15 protein-coding genes are annotated in these 15,878 nt (G+C 65.6%); 7 read left to right on the top strand and 8 right to left on the bottom strand.

The window, feature by feature from the left end:
* Positions 1-3: 3 nt before the first annotated feature.
* Positions 4-951: a pseudouridine-5'-phosphate glycosidase gene (locus Q0982_RS22200; protein WP_299399879.1), complete on the bottom strand. Its 948-nt coding sequence runs from the start codon at positions 949-951 to the stop codon at positions 4-6.
* Positions 948-1,871: a PfkB family carbohydrate kinase gene (locus Q0982_RS22195; RefSeq protein ID WP_299399877.1), complete on the bottom strand. Its 924-nt coding sequence runs from the start codon at positions 1,869-1,871 to the stop codon at positions 948-950. Before Q0982_RS22195 ends, Q0982_RS22200 begins: the two co-directional genes overlap by 4 nt.
* A 308-nt stretch (positions 1,872-2,179) precedes the next feature.
* Between Q0982_RS22195 and Q0982_RS22190 the strand changes: the two genes are divergently transcribed.
* The 7 genes from Q0982_RS22190 to Q0982_RS22160 all read left to right on the top strand — a co-directional run bounded on the left by Q0982_RS22190 (position 2,180) and on the right by Q0982_RS22160 (position 9,631).
* On the top strand, positions 2,180-3,223 hold the full coding sequence (locus Q0982_RS22190; protein ID WP_299399875.1) for a hypothetical protein: 1,044 nt from the start codon (positions 2,180-2,182) through the stop codon (positions 3,221-3,223).
* Positions 3,224-3,444: 221 nt separating this feature from the next.
* Complete coding sequence (locus Q0982_RS22185; RefSeq protein ID WP_299399873.1) at positions 3,445-4,116, top strand: DUF4129 domain-containing protein; 672 nt, start codon at positions 3,445-3,447, stop codon at positions 4,114-4,116.
* The gene (locus Q0982_RS22180) at positions 4,113-5,405 is read left to right on the top strand and encodes a DUF4350 domain-containing protein (protein ID WP_299399871.1); all 1,293 of its coding nucleotides are present in this window, start codon (positions 4,113-4,115) and stop codon (positions 5,403-5,405) included. The genes Q0982_RS22185 and Q0982_RS22180 overlap by 4 nt, the downstream gene beginning before the upstream one ends.
* Complete coding sequence (locus Q0982_RS22175) at positions 5,320-6,276, top strand: MoxR family ATPase (RefSeq protein ID WP_299399869.1); 957 nt, start codon at positions 5,320-5,322, stop codon at positions 6,274-6,276. The genes Q0982_RS22180 and Q0982_RS22175 overlap by 86 nt, the downstream gene beginning before the upstream one ends.
* Entirely contained in the window at positions 6,273-7,583 is a 1,311-nt protein-coding gene (locus Q0982_RS22170) for a DUF58 domain-containing protein (protein ID WP_299399867.1), read from the top strand. The genes Q0982_RS22175 and Q0982_RS22170 overlap by 4 nt, the downstream gene beginning before the upstream one ends.
* Positions 7,584-7,650: 67 nt before the next feature.
* Complete coding sequence (locus Q0982_RS22165; RefSeq protein ID WP_299399864.1) at positions 7,651-8,667, top strand: stage II sporulation protein M; 1,017 nt, start codon at positions 7,651-7,653, stop codon at positions 8,665-8,667.
* Positions 8,654-9,631, top strand: coding sequence for an RDD family protein (locus Q0982_RS22160; RefSeq protein WP_299399862.1), 978 nt, complete (start codon positions 8,654-8,656; stop codon positions 9,629-9,631). Before Q0982_RS22165 ends, Q0982_RS22160 begins: the two co-directional genes overlap by 14 nt.
* On the opposite strand, the gene Q0982_RS22155 is transcribed toward Q0982_RS22160, so the two are convergent.
* From Q0982_RS22155 to hemN, 6 genes are all read right to left on the bottom strand, one after another.
* On the bottom strand, positions 9,628-10,368 hold the full coding sequence (locus Q0982_RS22155; protein WP_299399861.1) for a hypothetical protein: 741 nt from the start codon (positions 10,366-10,368) through the stop codon (positions 9,628-9,630). The genes Q0982_RS22160 and Q0982_RS22155 overlap by 4 nt on opposite strands.
* 63 nt (positions 10,369-10,431) lie before the next feature.
* The gene (locus Q0982_RS22150) at positions 10,432-11,193 is read right to left on the bottom strand and encodes a hypothetical protein (RefSeq protein WP_299399859.1); all 762 of its coding nucleotides are present in this window, start codon (positions 11,191-11,193) and stop codon (positions 10,432-10,434) included.
* A gap of 186 nt (positions 11,194-11,379) precedes the next feature.
* Positions 11,380-12,441 (bottom strand): isocitrate/isopropylmalate dehydrogenase family protein, encoded by a 1,062-nt coding sequence (locus Q0982_RS22145; RefSeq protein WP_299399857.1) that lies wholly within the window; start codon positions 12,439-12,441, stop codon positions 11,380-11,382.
* A gap of 62 nt (positions 12,442-12,503) precedes the next feature.
* On the bottom strand, positions 12,504-13,322 hold the full coding sequence (locus tag Q0982_RS22140) for a hypothetical protein (RefSeq protein ID WP_299399856.1): 819 nt from the start codon (positions 13,320-13,322) through the stop codon (positions 12,504-12,506).
* 176 nt (positions 13,323-13,498) lie between these two features.
* Positions 13,499-14,260, bottom strand: coding sequence for a hypothetical protein (locus tag Q0982_RS22135; protein ID WP_299399854.1), 762 nt, complete (start codon positions 14,258-14,260; stop codon positions 13,499-13,501).
* A gap of 158 nt (positions 14,261-14,418) precedes the next feature.
* Positions 14,419-15,792 carry an oxygen-independent coproporphyrinogen III oxidase gene (hemN, locus tag Q0982_RS22130; RefSeq protein ID WP_299399853.1) on the bottom strand — a complete coding sequence of 458 codons (1,374 nt, stop codon included), beginning with the start codon at positions 15,790-15,792 and terminating at the stop codon, positions 14,419-14,421.
* Positions 15,793-15,878 lie beyond the last annotated feature (86 nt).

Below are 15,878 nucleotides of genomic sequence, written 5' to 3'. Positions count from 1 at the left end.
GATCTAGGGCGCGGGGCGTTCGGCGTAGGCGGCGGCGACCGCGGCCGCCAGGCGGGCATTGTTGCGCACCAGGGCGACGTTGGCATCGAGACTGGCACCCTTCGTGAGTGCCTCCAGGCGCTGCAGCAGGAAGGGCGTAACCGCTTTGCCCTGTACCCCCTGCGCCGCTGCTTCGCTCAGCGCCTCGGCAATCTTCTCCTCCATGGTCGCCGCCGGGATCTCGTCGGCCATAGGGATCGGGTTGGCCACGACGAGCCCGCCGCCAAGGCCGAGATCCCACTGAGCCATCATCAACGCGGCGACCTCGGCAGCGGCATCGCAGCGCAGGGCCAACGGCAAGCCGCTGTCGCGGCTGTAGAAGGCCGGCAGGGTGTCGCAACCGAAGCCGACGACCGGGACGCCGAGCGTTTCCAGAACCTCCAAAGTCTTCGGCAGGTCCAGGATCGCCTTGGCGCCGGCGCAGATCACCGCCACAGGGGTGCGGGACAGTTCCTGCAGATCGGCGGAGACGTCGAAACTGTTCTCGGCGCCGCGGTGGACACCGCCGATGCCGCCGGTGGCAAAGACCCGGATGCCAGCGAGATCGGCGGCGATCATCGTGGCCGCGACGGTCGTGGACCCGGCGCCGCCGCCGTTGAGCACCGCCGGCAGATCGGCCCGGCTGACCTTGGCGACCTCGGCCCGCTCCGCCAGTGCCTCCAGTGCCGCCTCGTCCAGCCCCACGCGAATGCGGCCCTCAAGAACCGCAATCGTGGCCGGCACGGCGCCGGCGGCGCGGATATCTCCCTCCACCGCCAGGGCCGTTTCCAGGTTGCGCGGAAAGGGCATGCCGTGGGTGATGATGGTGGACTCGAGAGCCACAACCGGCCGCCGCTCCGCCAGAGCCGAAGCGACCTCCGGTGAGACTTCGAGAAACTGCATTGCGTCGGGCCTGCCGTTGCGCTCTGTCATGACATCATCTGATCCAGGGTTTCCGGGGTAAGGGTCGCGTTTACGCTCTGCGCGCACTCGACCGTCAGACGCGCCGCGCCAAGCGCCCGCCGCGCCGCGGCATCCAGGGACAGGCCGCGCAGCCGCGCGTCGAGAAAGGCGGCCGCCAGAGCGTCACCCGCACCCGTCACGTCGCACAGCGGGCCGGGCAGGCTCTGGAGATGCAGGACTGCGTCCGGCGTCGCCGCCAGCAGCCCCTCGGCGCCCAGCGTCACAACCACCTCGCCGACGCCGCGCTCCAGCAGGGCGCCGGCCGCAGCCTCAGGGCCAGGGTCCCCTTGGCCTAGCCCAATCAAGGCGGCCGCCTCCGCAGCATTGACGAAGAGATAGTCGGTCGCGGGCAGAATGCCTTCCGCCCGGACGGCCTTGGCCGGCGACACGGCGTTGACCGCGAGACGCCGCTCGGCGCTGCGCTGCCCGGCCAGGTAAGTCAGGCTCTCGGCCGGCAGGTTGCAATCGGCAAAGACGGCGTCCGCCGCCCAGATGCCGGCCGGCAGCGCGGCCAGGCGCTGCGGCGTGAGGTCATCGTAGATGCGCATGTCGGCAACGGAGACCAGCATTTCGCCATCGGGCTGCAGCACGATCAGATGAAAGGCGGTCGGCCTGTCCGGAGCGATGCCGAGATGGTCGAGCCGAAGCGGAAGCCGGCGCAGGGCCTCCAGGATCGCCGCTCCGTCACTGTCGGCGCCGACCCGGCTGACCAGCGTGACCGCGGTTTCCAGACGACAGAGGTTTTCCGCCACGTTGCGGGCGACCCCGCCGAAAGAGGTCGAGATTGAAACCGGGTTGGAGACGGCCAGTTGCACCGTGACGGCCGCGGAGGCCTTGCGGTCCACATGGCAGCCACCGATACAGAGGACCCGCGGACTTGGTGCGTTCAAAACCGAAAATCCTGCCCAATCGAAAAGCGAGAGCCCTCACAGGCGGCGGCCCCGCGCCGGCGGCACGGTCGTGCTAGCGCTTCAGTTGATACAGGCGGCCGGCAAAGAAAGAAAACGTTAACCATGTCGTCCTTATGCTTTGGCCCGGTAAGACGCGAACACCGCCAAAGACCGCGGTATCCCCTGAGATCCAGGGACCCGTGCCGTGGCAGCCTGTCAGCACCCCGCAACCGGGAATTCAGCCTCTCTGGACCCGAAGTTTCTCCAATAGGTTGTTCACCGACACCTTCAGCGCCCAACCGGACCCGATGAACAGTCCCCTCGCCACCCAGCAGACCAGACCAACCTTCGCCGGAGAGAGCGCGGAAGGAGCGCAAGACCGGGACTCGCTGCATATCCTTCCCCTTTCGATCGTGCCGCTTGTCACGCCCGGGCTGAGGCGGGCGCGGCTGGTCAAGAACGCCAAACTGGAAGGCATGGTCGAGCTCTTCGCCGGCACCCATACCGGCAGCGGGCAGATCGCCCCGACCGATCTGCCCGGGATCTTCGAGTTCGACTCGCGAAACCAGAAAGACGTGCAACTTGTAAAGATCCTCAGCCAGCTTTCAAGCTATGACGTCTATAGCCTGAGGGTCGAGATGCGCCGCCTGGGAATCGAGATCGACGCCCACAGCCACCTGCGGCTCTCGGAACCGAAGGTGCGCGAACTGGCGCCCCAGATGCGCGCCTTCACCCGCCCCCTGGTGGCCGCGGTCTACGGCAGAGGCCAGCAGGACAGCGAGAACATCCGCGATCTCTTCGCGCTGTTCATGGACCCGGACGCCGCGGTGGCGCGCCGCAACCTCAACCGCCTGGCGCGAAAGTTGCGGATCCCCGTGACCGCGATCCCGAAGTTCCTGGAAGACTACGGCGACGTTTACCTCTCGCTCGCCTACTACCAGTGGTGCCTGGACGAAAACATGGTTCGGGTATCCGACTTTCTGGGCAGTCTGGAAGATCTGCGGCAGGACACCATTGTACGGCAGGACCGCCCGCTCCTGGAGATCCTGAAGGAGCTCGATGACAAGCTTCGCGGAGTCATCTACGACGTCAGCAACATCCTGGAGATGTTCCGCCTGCGTACGGCCGACATGTGGGACGACATGTCCGCCGACTCCTTCCACGAGATGGAAGACATGGTTATCGGCTACCAGACGAAGGTCGGTGGCGCCCTCTGTGCGGTGACCGTGAAGATGGATGCCTGGACCAGGCGCTTTCCCAACCACCGCGCCTGCGGCCCCAGCCGACAGGTGGAGTTTATCCTCAGCGATCTTCGCCACGGCCTACAGGGGATCCAGGACCTTCACTGCTGAAGACGGCCACTGCTGAAGACGGCCACCGCTGAAGATGGCCGCCGCTGAAGATGGTTGTGCGCCATTTCCTAGCCCCGGACGGCCACGGGCCGAACTTCGCGATAGCCTGCCGCGGCGCGCCGGGTTATATCCGACAGTCGATGAACTATGAGTTGAACACCCCGCCTGACCGGAGCCGTGCCGGGCGCCGCAAAGGGTTCGGCTGGAGACGGGCCGCCGCAATGGCGCTGTTGCTTGTCTGCCCGGCCCTGTTCGGTGCGCTCCTGTTCGCCAGGCCGGTGCCTGCCCAAGTCCTGCAAGAGCCACAGGCAGTCGAGGAGACCCGTGACCGGGTGCTGGACGCCGGGCGCTATCAGACCGAACGCCCGACGCCGCCGGAGGTAGAGCCGGTCCGCACGCCGATGACAATTCCCGGGTGGCTGATCGAAACGATCCTCTGGATTGTGGCCGCCATCGTAGCCGTCATGATCGGCATTTTCCTCTACAACGCCCTGCAAAACCGCTCCGGCCTCAGGCTCAACCGCGACCGGCGCAACGAAGAGTCGATAACCGTTGAGACGCCGCTGGGCGCGCGGCAAAGGGCAATCGACAGCCGGACTCTGGAGGAAGCGGACAAGCTGGCGGCTGAGGGGCGCTTCGCGGAAGCCATCCATTTGCTCCTTCTGGTCGCAATGGATCGCCTGCGCCGCGAGTTGGGAGCCCGGGTTCCGCCCGCCCTGACCAGCCGCGAGGTTCTGCGGCTGGCGCCGGTCCCGGCCCCAGCGGCGGCCCCGCTGGAGCGCATGGTCTCGCTGTCGGAGATCAAGCATTTCGGCGGCCGGGATGCCGCAGCACCCGACTATGATCAGTGCCGCGCGGATTTTCTCCGCTTCAGCGGGCAGGCGCCGCAATGAACGAGGGCGTGGGGACGTTTTCATTTCGCGCGGTGGCGATTCTGGTGATCGTCGGCATTCTCTCGTTCACGGCAGCGGCGCTGATCTCCGTGTTCTCCGACCCGCAGAGCGAAAACAGCTTCGGCGCCAACGCCTATTCCCACTCCGCCATCGGCCATAAGGCCTGGACCGAGATTCTGCGGGACTCCGATCTGCCGGTCGTCATCAGCCGCAAGGACTCCGCGCTCAGGGCGGGCCGCGACAACCTCCTGGTGATCGCCCAGCCGCACGACAGCGCAGAGGCGATCGAGGTTATGGGGGAAATGCCGGAAGCCTGGACCGTGCTGCTGGTCCTGCCCAAGTGGGAGGGCCTGCCGGACTTCCGCAGGCGGCAGTGGCTCGCGGACATGCGCCTCATCAAGACCTCGGCGGTCGAGCGCGTCCTGGAACAGGTTCTGGACGAGGCGGTCGTGGTCCGCAGCGAAGATCCGCAGGACTGGCGCGGTTCCGACTGGGACATCATGCCCGAGATCGCCGACCCTCAACTGATTCTCTCCGCCGCCCTGACTCCGGTCATCGAGGGCAAGGACGGTGTCCTCCTGGGGGAGTTTTGGAGCGAAGGGACAACCTACTGGATCCTTTCGGATCCTGACGTGATCTCCAACAGCGGCATCGACGAGGGGGACAATGCCCTGCTGGCGGTGGCGCTGGCACAGACCCTCACGCCCGCCGGCGGAACAGTGATCTTCGACGAGGCGATCCACGGCTTCACCTCGGCGCCGGATCTCTGGCGGGCGCTGCTCACCTTTCCGCTCAATCTCGCGGCCCTGCAGATGCTCGCCGCCGTCGGCATCCTGGTCTGGGCAGCCGCCGGACGCTTTGGCGCGCCGAGGCCGACAGCGCAGCGGCTGGAGGCGGGCAAACGCGGCCTGATCGAGAATACGGCAAGCCTGTTCGAGTATGCCGGCGACCTGCCGGACATTCTGCGCCGCTACCACGATGCCTGCCTGCGCGATCTGGGCCGCTATATGAACATTCCGCGCGACCTGGACCCGCCGGGGCGGAGCCGTTGGCTGGACCGGGTCGGTGAAGCACGCGGCACAAACCTGCGCTACAGCGAGGTCAACAGCGAGGCCGCCGCCTCGCAGCAGCAGCTGAACCCGCCGCTGCCACACTTTCTACGCGCCGCGCGGCGCCTTTATCGATGGAAACAGGAGATGATTCATGGACATCGCGCCGATTCAGACGGTTTGCGCTCAGATCCGCGAGCAGGTCCGCAAAACCGTGGTCGGCCAGGACGCCGCGCTTGATCTGATGATCGCCGCCCTTCTTTCCGAAGGGCATGTCCTGCTGGAAGGCGTGCCGGGCACGGCGAAGACCCTTCTGGCGCAATCCTTTTCCGCCGCCGTCTCGCTGAGCTTCGGCCGCATTCAGTTTACCCCCGATCTGATGCCCGGCGATGTCCTGGGCACCAACATCTTCAACTTTCAGACCAGCGGCTTCGTCCTGACCAAAGGTCCCATCTTCACCCAGATCCTGCTGGCCGACGAGATCAACCGGACGCCGCCGAAAACCCAGGCGGCGCTGCTGCAGGCCATGCACGAGCGTGCCGTCACCATCGACGGCGAGACCCATAGCCTGGGTGAGAACTTCATGGTCATCGCAACGCAGAACCCGATTGAACAACAGGGCACCTATCCGCTGCCGGAAGCGCAGCTCGACCGCTTTCTCTTCAAGCATATTCTCGACTATCCCGCGCGCGACGAGGAGCGCGCCATCGTGACCCGCCACGGGCACCGCAGTGTGATGCCGGAGGTTGCCAGCTTCGGGCTGGAGCCGGTGGCGGACCCGGCGGCGCTTGCCAGCATGCGCGCGACCATTGCCGGACTGCGTCTGTCGGACGACATCATCGACTACATCGTCGACATCGTCCGGGCGACCCGCGAGCACGAGTCGCTGGAGTTCGGTGCCTCCCCGCGTTCGGCCAACATGATCGCCACCGCATCCAGGGCCTATGCCGCGATGAACGGACGCGACTACGTGATCCCCGATGACGTGAAGTTCATCGCCATGCCGGCCCTGCGCCATCGCATCGTCCTGGCACCCGGTGCGGAGATCGAGGGCCTGCAGGCGGACGTTCTGACCCGGCAGATCCTGGATCAGGTGCCGGCGCCCAGATGATCCGTCCCACCTTCCGCGCCGTCGCAGTCTTCGCTGCGAGCATCCCGGTCGGCTTTGCTGTTCTGCTGACGGACGAGACGCTTTGGCCCTTTACCATCGCGCTTCTTTTCCTTTGCGGCTTTGCGCTGCTGACCGACCTTCTGCTGATGCTCTCGCCGGCCCGGGTGACCATCGATGCCAAGGTGCCGAAGGTTCTCTACATCGGCGAGGAGGATGTGCTGCTGGTTCGGATCGCAGCAGGCTCTCAGCGGCGCACCGTGCTGGAAGCCGCCTGCGATCTCGGCGATCTTCTGGAACGCCCGCCGCGGCTGCGCGCCGCCCTGAACGCCGAGGGGGAGGCCCTGCTGCCCATCCCCTTGCGGCCATTGCGCCGCGGCGTCGCTCAGGTCGAGCGGCTGTGGCTGCGCTGGCGCGGGCCCATGGGCCTGATGAGCCGCGTGCATGTCGTTCCCATCGAGGAGCCGGTCACCGTGACGGCCAACATCCGCGCCGTGCGCCAGACCGCTGTCACCTTCTCCGACCCCAACGCCATGCACGGTGTCAAACCGCAGCGCCAACAGGGCGAGGGCTCGGAGTTCGAAGCGCTGCGCGACTATGTGCCGGGGCTCGATCATCGCTCGATCGACTGGAAACACTCGGCCCGGCACCGCAGCCTTGTCTGCAAGGAGTATCACAGCGAGCGAAACCATCAGATCATCCTGGCTTTCGATACCGGCTATCTGATGAAGGAGCCGCTTCAGGGCATCACCAAGCTGGATCTGGCGGTCAACGCCGGGCTGCAGCTCGGCTACGTCTCCCTGCGCGCCGGCGATCGGATCGGGGTCTTCGGTTTCGATTCGCGCGTGCGGCTCTTCAGCCGCCCGAGCGGCGGCGTCGGCACTTTCTGGCGCCTTCAAAAGGCGGCCGCCGAGCTGGACTACAGCGACGACGAGACAAACTTCACCCTCGGCCTTTCCGCGCTTGCAGGGCGACTGGATCGGCGTTCCCTGGTGGTGTTGCAGACCGAGTTCGTCGACACCATTACCGCAGAGCTGATGGTCGAGAACGTGCAACGCCTCGCGTCACGTCACCTGGTGCTCTTCGTCTGCCTGCAGGACCCCGGCCTGCTTGCAACCGTCGATGCGGAGCCCTTCACGGTGAATGCCATGTCGCAGTCGGTCATTGCTGACGAGTTTCTGCGGGAGCGGCGACTGGTGATGGAGCGGTTGCGGCGCATGGGCGTGCTCTGCCTGGATGTAACCGCCGAGCAGATGGGCCCCGAGATCATCAACCGCTATCTTGAGATCAAGCGGCGGGAACTGATCTGATGACAGCACACTTGAAGAGGACTGGGATCGCAGTCTCGCAGCAGCGCCTTTGGCCAGGAGGGATGCCATGTCCGCTCCTCTGAAGAGCTACGAGTTCCGCCGCGAACGCGAGGCGAGCTGGCGCGAACTCGAGACCCTGATCGCCAAGGCCGAAAAGAGCGGTCTGAAGTCGCTGCAGGCGGAACAGCTTCTTCGGCTGCCCAGCCTTTACCGGGCCGCGCTCTCGTCTCTGTCGGTCGCCCGCAGCATCTCGCTCGACCAGAACGTGGTCAGTTATCTGGACAGCCTCTGTGCGCGCGCCTATTTTCAGGTCTATGGCTCGCGGGCCAACTTCTTCGAAGCGGTCGGCGGCTTCTTCTCGCACAGCTTCCCCGCGGCCGTGCGCGCCGCCTTCTGGCCCATCGTGATTGCCGGTTTCTGGATGGTACTGGGGTCCGCCGTCGGGTTCTTCCTGGTGCAGGCCTCGGGCGAGTGGTTCTACAGCTTCGTTCCCAGCGATCTGGCCGGCGGCCGCACGCCGGCCAGTTCCACAGAAAGCCTGCAGGGCGCGCTCTATGACGGGGCCGATACGGCCGAGCGGCTCTACACCTTCGCGACCTACCTCTTCACCCACAACTCCCGCGTCGCGCTCATGGCCTTTGCTCTGGGGTTTGCGCTTGGCGTGCCGACCATCCTGCTGATGTTCTACAACGGCCTGATCCTCGGCGCCTTTCTGGCGCTCTACGACGACCGGGGGCTGGTGTGGGAACTGGCGGCCTGGCTGTCGGTGCACGGCACAACGGAATTGCTGGCCATCATCCTCTGCGGCGGCGGCGGTCTGGTACTGGCCCGCGCCATTGTCTTCCCGGACCAGCACAGCCGCCTGGACAGCCTGGCCCGCCGGGGACGCGCCGCCGGCACCCTGGCGGTGGGCGCCGTGGTGATGCTGCTGGTCGCGGGCCTGCTGGAGGGCTTCGCCCGCCAACTGGTCACCGACATCACGACCCGGTACGTGATCGGCGGCACCTTCCTGGTGTTCTGGATCACCTATTTCACGCTGGCCGGGCGTGGACGCCACGAGGGCGGTTACCATGGCGACGACTAGCACGGCACCGCCCGCCAATTCCGGCGCCGCCCCGGATCCCAAGAAGAAGGCGCCCAATACGACAGCCTCGCGCAGTGAGCGGCGCATCGTTACGCCGGAGGGTGTGGCGCTGACCTTTCAGCTTGCCGAGCGCGGCGAGCGCGCTGCGGCGGTGCTGATCGACCTGGTGATCATGGCCGTGGCCATCACGCTTCTGGTGCTGGCGATCGTCTTCATTTTCAGTGAGATCGGCATTACCGAGATCGCCGTTGCGGTGATCCTGCTGACCTTCTTCCTGATCAGGACCTTCTACTTCATCTACTTCGAACTGCGCTGGCAAGGCGCGACGCCGGGCAAGCGGGCGCTGGGGCTGCGCGTCATCGACCGCAAGGGCGGTTACCTGCGACCGGACTCTGTCTTCGCCCGCAACATTATGCGCGAGGTCGAACTGTTCCTGCCCGCGCTCCTGCTGCTCGCCGGGCCGGAAGGCGGCAGTGCCGGCTGGGTGCACCTGCTGACCCTCGGCTGGCTGGGAGTCTTCGTCCTGCTGCCGTTCTTCAACAAGGACCGCCTCAGGGCAGGCGACATCGTCGCCGGAACCTGGGTCGTCTCGGCGCCGAAAACCGTTCTTCTGACCGATGTCGCTGCCAAGGCCGAGACCCCGGCCGGCAGCCATCAGGCGGTCGACCCGGAGTTCGCCTTCAGCCGCAGCCAGCTGGAGATCTACGGCATTTACGAACTGCAGACTCTGGAAGAGGTCCTGCGCCAGAAGGGACCGCAAACCGAGGACACGCTGCAGGAGGTTACCAAGCGCATTCAGCGCAAGATCGGCTGGACCGGCGTGGAAGACCCCTCGCCCCGCCGTTTCCTCGAAGCCTTCTATGCAGCGCTGCGCGCCCACCTGGAATCGCGCATGCTGTTCGGCGAGCGGCGCGAGAGCCAGCATGACCGCAAGGCGCCGCCCGCGGGCGGCGGTGAAGGCTAGTCGAAAACGGCGGCGATCTCGTCGATACCGATGCCTTCCTTCAGGCGGCGCAGGTGGTAGTAGGTCACCGTGCTGACGACGGCGCCCAGGGCCGTTATGGCCGCCGACATCAGCCAGGTCACGGCCAAGGCGAAGTTGTAGTCGCCATCAAAATCGAACATGGACTCCACCAGCCTGTCGAACAGGCCCTGACCGACCCAGAAGATCAGAAAGAGAGCGAACACCGGCCAGCGGTGCCCCCTGGTCAGATCGGAGCTGCGTGCAAGACTGTCGGCGATGCCGGTCTTCTCGACAACCGCCGCCGGGATGGCGACCCAGTACATGGTGGCCAGGATGATGCCCGGCACCACCAGCGCCAGGAACCCCAGCATCACGAGCATGCTTGAGACCACGGCCACAGCCAGCACGGCGAGAGCATTGCGAAGCCCGGTCAGGACGATCTCGACAAAGCCCGCTCGCCGCCCCCGGAGCTGCTGAAAGGTGCCGTAGACCACCGCAGCATGGGTGACGAAGCCGAGCAGGATCTCGCCCAGGACGATGCCGATTTCCAGCTGCCAGAGGTTCAGCGAGACGAAGACGCTCTCGCTCCAGGCCCACCAGTAGAGAAAGAGGTAGACCGGGGAGATCGTCAGGATCGCAATGGTGAAGAACGGCAGAAGGTTGCTGCCCAGCACCTTCAGGGAGGTGCCGAGCACGGACCCGATGCCAAGAAGCTCCTTCGGCGCGGCGGCGGCCATCCTAGCCACCGTCCGCGCGAGAGTGTTGGAAAGGTGCCGTGCCCGGCCTGCGCTGCATCCCGGCTAGTCGAAGACGGCCGCGATCTGGTCGGTGCTTACCCCTTCTTTGGCAATCCGAAGGTCGTGGTAGAGCACCGCCGCCGCAACCGCCCCAACGGCCGTCGTGAGGGCCGAAACAACATAGTTCGCAATGACGCCAAGGGTCAGCCCAAGACCGATCGCGGCGAGGATGTTTGTGACGAAGGAGACCACGAAACCAACGACCGCGAAGATGACAACAAGCACCGCCAAAACACCGAGAACCCGCCAGCGATTCCCCTTGGTCAGTTCCATGCTTCTTTTGAAGCTGTTGACGATACCCGGTCGCTCGACGACGTAGGCAGGGATGGTCACAGAAAGAACAACGATCAGGAAGATGCCGGGAACGATCAAAAGCATGAAGCCAATGAGCGTGGCCACAACGGTTGCAACGGCAATGACAACGAGCGGGAGAAGCGACGCCAGACCCCGGGAGACGATCAGTCCCATACCGGCTGGCTGACCGCGCATTTGCGCCACCGTCCCATAGACCAAGGTTCCCATCAGCAAGTAGTAGAGAACCAGGTAGACGGCGAGGTAGAGGAATATCTGTACGCCGCTTACGCCAACGCCCACAGGACTTAAGAGGGCGAAATTGAAGAAAAGGTTCGGCAAAAGAAGAATAAGCGCCAGAACTCCGAAGGGTATGAGATTGGCGAAAAAAATGGCGAAGCTGCGCTTCACCACGGCGCCGATGGAAATGGCGATGGCGGGATCGCCGCCACCGGCAGCTGTCGAATCACTCATGAAATGAATCCCCCAAAAGACGTTGGTTGCTTTCAGATCACCAGCGGATTGCCTGCTTGTCCCCCCGGAACCCGCGCGCGAGACCGCCTCGGCGGCCGCATCAATTATAGCGGGAGTGCAATCTCGGGTCGATCCCTCGACGGCTGATCGACCGGGCACCATTAAGAGGTGCCGGGCCCAGCCGACTCACCCATCGAGCGACTCGGCGATGGCGGCGGCAAAGGCCTGGGTCCCGAGCGTACCGCCGAGATCGGCGGTGCGGGTCTCGGGCCGCGCCAGGGCCTGGTCCACCACCCGCTCGATGGCCGCCGCCGCCTCTCCGAGGGCCGGCATCCCGTGCCGGCGCGCCAGCCAGTCGAGCAGCATGGCGGCGGAGAGGATGAGCGAGGTGGGATTGGCGCGGTCCTGTCCGGCGATATCGGGCGCCGAGCCGTGCTGGGCCTGGGCACAGCAGAGATCGTCGCCGGCGTTGACCGAGCCGGCGAGGCCCAGGCCGCCGGAGAGCTCTGAAGCCAGGTCGGAGAGAATATCGCCGTGGAAGTTGGTGGCGCAGACCACATCGAAGCGCTGCGGTTCGCGCACCAGCAGCGCGGCCATGGCATCGACGATGACCTCCTCCAGTTCGATCGCGGGATAGTCCGAGGCCACCGCACGTACCGCCTCCAGAAAGAGGCCGTCGGTGATGCGAAAGGTGTTGGCCTTGTGGATCGCGGTCACCTTGCCGCGCCGCTTGGCCGCCAGTTCGAAGGACCGGCGCGCAATGCGCTCGGAGGCGCGGCGGGTGACCTTGCGCAGCGAAAGCGCGGTGTCCGGATCGGGCATGAACTCGCCGTTGCCGGCATACATGTTACGGTCGGGATAGAAGCCCTCGGTCGCCTCACGCATGATCACGAGGTCGAAGTCGCCGGCCTTGTTGGGCAGGCCGGGCCGGGTGCGCGCGGGGCGCACGTTGGCGTAGAGGTCGAGCTGGACGCGCACCACACCGGAGATGTTGATCCCGCCGTCCTGCGCCGGGGGGTAGTCGAGGTGGGAGATGGGGCCGAGCAGGATGCCGTCGCTGGCGCGGGCGCGTTCGAGCACGCCTTCCGGCAGGGTGGTGCCATGATGCGCCAGGGCCTTGAGGCCGATCTCCGCCTTCTCGAAAACCAAGCCCAGGCCGAAGCGCCGGTCGGCGGCCTCCAACACCGTCAGGGTCGACCGGGTGATTTCCTCGCCGATCCCATCGCCCGGCATAACCAGAATCTTCACCGCCGCTCCCTATCACCCGTATTGCAGTCGGCCCGCACTATAGGGGGCGGCGCGCGGCGGCCCTAGTCGAAAACCGCTGCGGCGGCACCAGGGTCCGGCCCCTCCTTCAACGCAACCAAGGCCTCGTGGATGACGGCCATCAGGGGGAGGAAGTAGACGGCAAACAGGGCGCCGCCGACAAGGCGCCAATGCGGCGCAATGTCGAGACTTCTCACGTCGAACGCATATTGGAGGACGAGAGCCGTCGCAAAACCGACGCCGAAGATCGGCAGGAAACTGAGCACGAAAACTGCGACGATGCGCCAGCGCGATCCGTTGCTCAACTCGGCGCTGTACTCAATGCAATCTGCCATCCCGTGATTCTCGACGGCCGCGCAGGGAATCACGACGCAGAAGACAACGCTCAGAAAAAGCGCGAAAAGCCCAAGCGGGAGTGCGGCATAGGGGATGACAGCGCTCAGGTAGTTGGCGGTGGCCAATGCAAGGGCGCAGACCAGGCTGACGCCCAGCACTGTCGGCAGGTGCCGCAGAACGGCGCCAAGTGCTGAAAACACCGACCAGGTCGCGCCGCGCCGGTCGCCCGCCAAGGTTTGCACGACCACCGCCAAAGCAATACCGAACAGAAAAGTCTCGGCCAGCGGCACCGCGAACTCCGTCTCCCATTCCGGGCGTGGCAGGAGGAAGCTGCGCATGCCCTCCGGGAAGGCCTGCCCCTGCGGCCAGACCTCCTGCAACTGCGCGCCGAGATCTTCGCGAGGCAGGAAGCTGTGCAGGTACTTCGGCAGTCCCGGCAATAGGCCCAGCACGAAGAAGGCTACGACATGGCGCAGGCCAAAGCCGAGGGCCCCGAAGATCGAAGCTGAGATCTCGAGCCGCCTCATCCCTTGGCCGCTTCCAACCCTCTGTTTATGAGCCATACTACGCGTCCCCGCCCGGTCCGGGATCAATCAACCAGAAAATGAAAAACTGCCGAAATGGAACAACATAAACGCTATTGATGCAAGAACAAATTAGCAACATCTATGCTTCTCAGAGCGAGGCAAGTGCTCCGGAGCGCCTAGTCGAAAACCGCCGCGGTCTCCACGAGGACGCCGCCGCTGTCGGGTTCGGCCAGGGCGTTGTGGATCGCCACCGGGGTTGCAAAGAGGAAGACGTTGAGGGCTGCCATTCCCAGGAAAGCCCACTCCGCAGGCAGGCCGGTCCGGGCGTCGGGCTGCAGGATCACGAGCGCCAGAAAACTCACGATGACCAGGGGAATCGAAACCAGAACATAGAGCATCAGGATGCGCAGGCGCGATCCTGCCGTCAGCGCCGCACTTTCCGCAAAGCATTCCAGGATACCGGACTCGCTGACGGCGGCGCAGGGCAGCACCACGGCGAAGACCAATGCCAGAACGGCAATCAGCAGTGCAGGCACAATGATCGCAAGCGGCGCCAGGGCAATCGCGAGATCGAACATCACCGAAAACAGCATGGAGATCAGAGCCACGCAGCCGCCCACGCCGAAGATCATGGGCAGGTGCTCGAAGACGTCCCGAAAAGCCGGAATCACCGTCCAGCGTTCTCCGCTCTGATCGCGGATGAGAGTCCAGACCATCACCGCCGTCACCAAGCCGGCGAGCACGACCTCCACCGCGGTCAGAAGATCGTCGCCCCAGGTTGCCGGAGTCGCGAGCTGATCTTCGAGGCTCCGGCCGGAGAGGGCGCCATAGAGATAGCGCGGAACGCTGGTCAGCAGACACAGCAGGTAGAAAGCGGGGAAATGCCGGAGGCCGAAGATGAAAGTCGTGGCCAGCGTTCCGAAGACGGCAAGTTTCATTGCGGCTCCTCCTTCCCCACGCCTGCGCCGGGAGGGTCTGCCACAAAGGGCCCGCCCTCCGGCTCAGCCGAATGGAGCCGAAGTCTGCACCCGCAGGCGTTAACAAACCGCAATCAAAGGTAGATAAAACTCGCCAAGAATTCTCTTTTACTGCCGCCTCAGACCGCCTGGCTGTGGCGCTGGGTGCCGCCGGCCTTGGCGGCGCCGAGATAGGCATCGAAGCAGGCGGCGATGAGACGGACCACCCGGCGCCCCTCGGCGCTGACCTGCACCCGGGCGCCCTCGACGGCAGCGAGACCTTCGGCGGCCAGCGGCCGCAGGCGCGCCAGATCCTCAGAGAAGTCGAAGCCGGGCAGACCGTGGAGCGCGGCCTGGCGCTCCAGATCGACGGTGAAATCGCACATCAGCGCCTGGATGATGTCGCGGCGCAGGCGGTCTTCCGACGAGAGGGCGACGCCGCGGACCACCGGCAGGCGCCCGGCGCGCAAGGCCTTGGCGTAGGCGATGAGATCCTTCTCGTTCTGGGCGTAGCCCTGGGGCAGGGTGCCGATGGAGGAAACGCCGAGCCCCAGCAGCACCTCAGCCTGATCGGTGGTATAGCCCTGGAAGTTGCGGCGCAGTTCTCCTTCGCCGGCGGCCCGGAACAACGGGTCGCCCGGCAGCGCGAAGTGGTCGAGGCCGACGGCCCGGTAGCCGCGCAGCAGCAGCACCCGCTCGGCCATATCGGCCTGAGCCAGCCGTTCTTCGACGCCCGGCAGGGCCGCCGTGTCGATCATGCGCTGATGCTTCTTCATCCAGGGCACATGGGCGTAACCGAAGACCGAGACCCGGTCGGGCCGGATGTCGGCGGTCAGGGATGCCGTCTGCTTTACGTCGTTCAGCCCCTGATATGGCAGGCCGTACATGAGATCGACGTTGAGCGCCTCGATCCCCGCTGCGCGCAGCCGGCGCGCCGCATCCACGGTGGTCTGGAAGGACTGCTCCCGATTGATGGCCTCCTGGACGTGCGGGTTGAAGTCCTGCACGCCGAGGCTCGCCCGGTTGATCCCCGCCGCGGCCAGCGCCGCAGCCTTTTCCGCCGTCAGGTGGCGCGGATCGATCTCGATCGCGAGTTCGGCGCCCGGCTGGAAGTCGAAGACCTGCTTCAGGTGGTCCATCACCGCCGCGAAGTCCTCGGCCGAGAGGATGGAGGGCGTGCCGCCGCCCCAGTGCAGCGCCGTCACCGGGCGGCGCGGCGTTCCCTTCTGGCCCAGGGCGCTGGCCAGCAGCCCGATTTCCTGCTGCAGCAGGTCGACGTAGGCGGCCACGCGCTTGTAGTCGTTGGCGACCCCCGTGTGGCAGCCGCAGTACCAGCAGAGCTGGTGGCAGAAGGGCACATGGAGATAGAGCGACAGCGGCGTCTCCGGCGGCAGGGCCGCCAGCCAGCGCCGATAGGCCGCGCCATCGACGGCCCCGCTGAAGTGCGGCGCTGTGGGATAGCTGGTGTAGCGCGGGGCCTGGGCTTCGGCCAGGCGGGTCGGAATGCTGGTCATTCCGGCACACTAAGGCCCCTGAAAGCCCGCGCCATTGACCTCGATCAAGACCAGCCGGCGAAGGGCGGTTCACGCCGATGGGGCCG

Origin of the sequence: Pelagibius sp. (genome assembly GCF_028281305.1) — a bacterium.
Classification (GTDB): Bacteria; Pseudomonadota; Alphaproteobacteria; order Kiloniellales; family Kiloniellaceae; genus Pelagibius.
The sequence above is the reverse complement of the archived record's forward strand: the minus strand, read 5'-3'. Positions and strand labels throughout refer to the sequence as shown.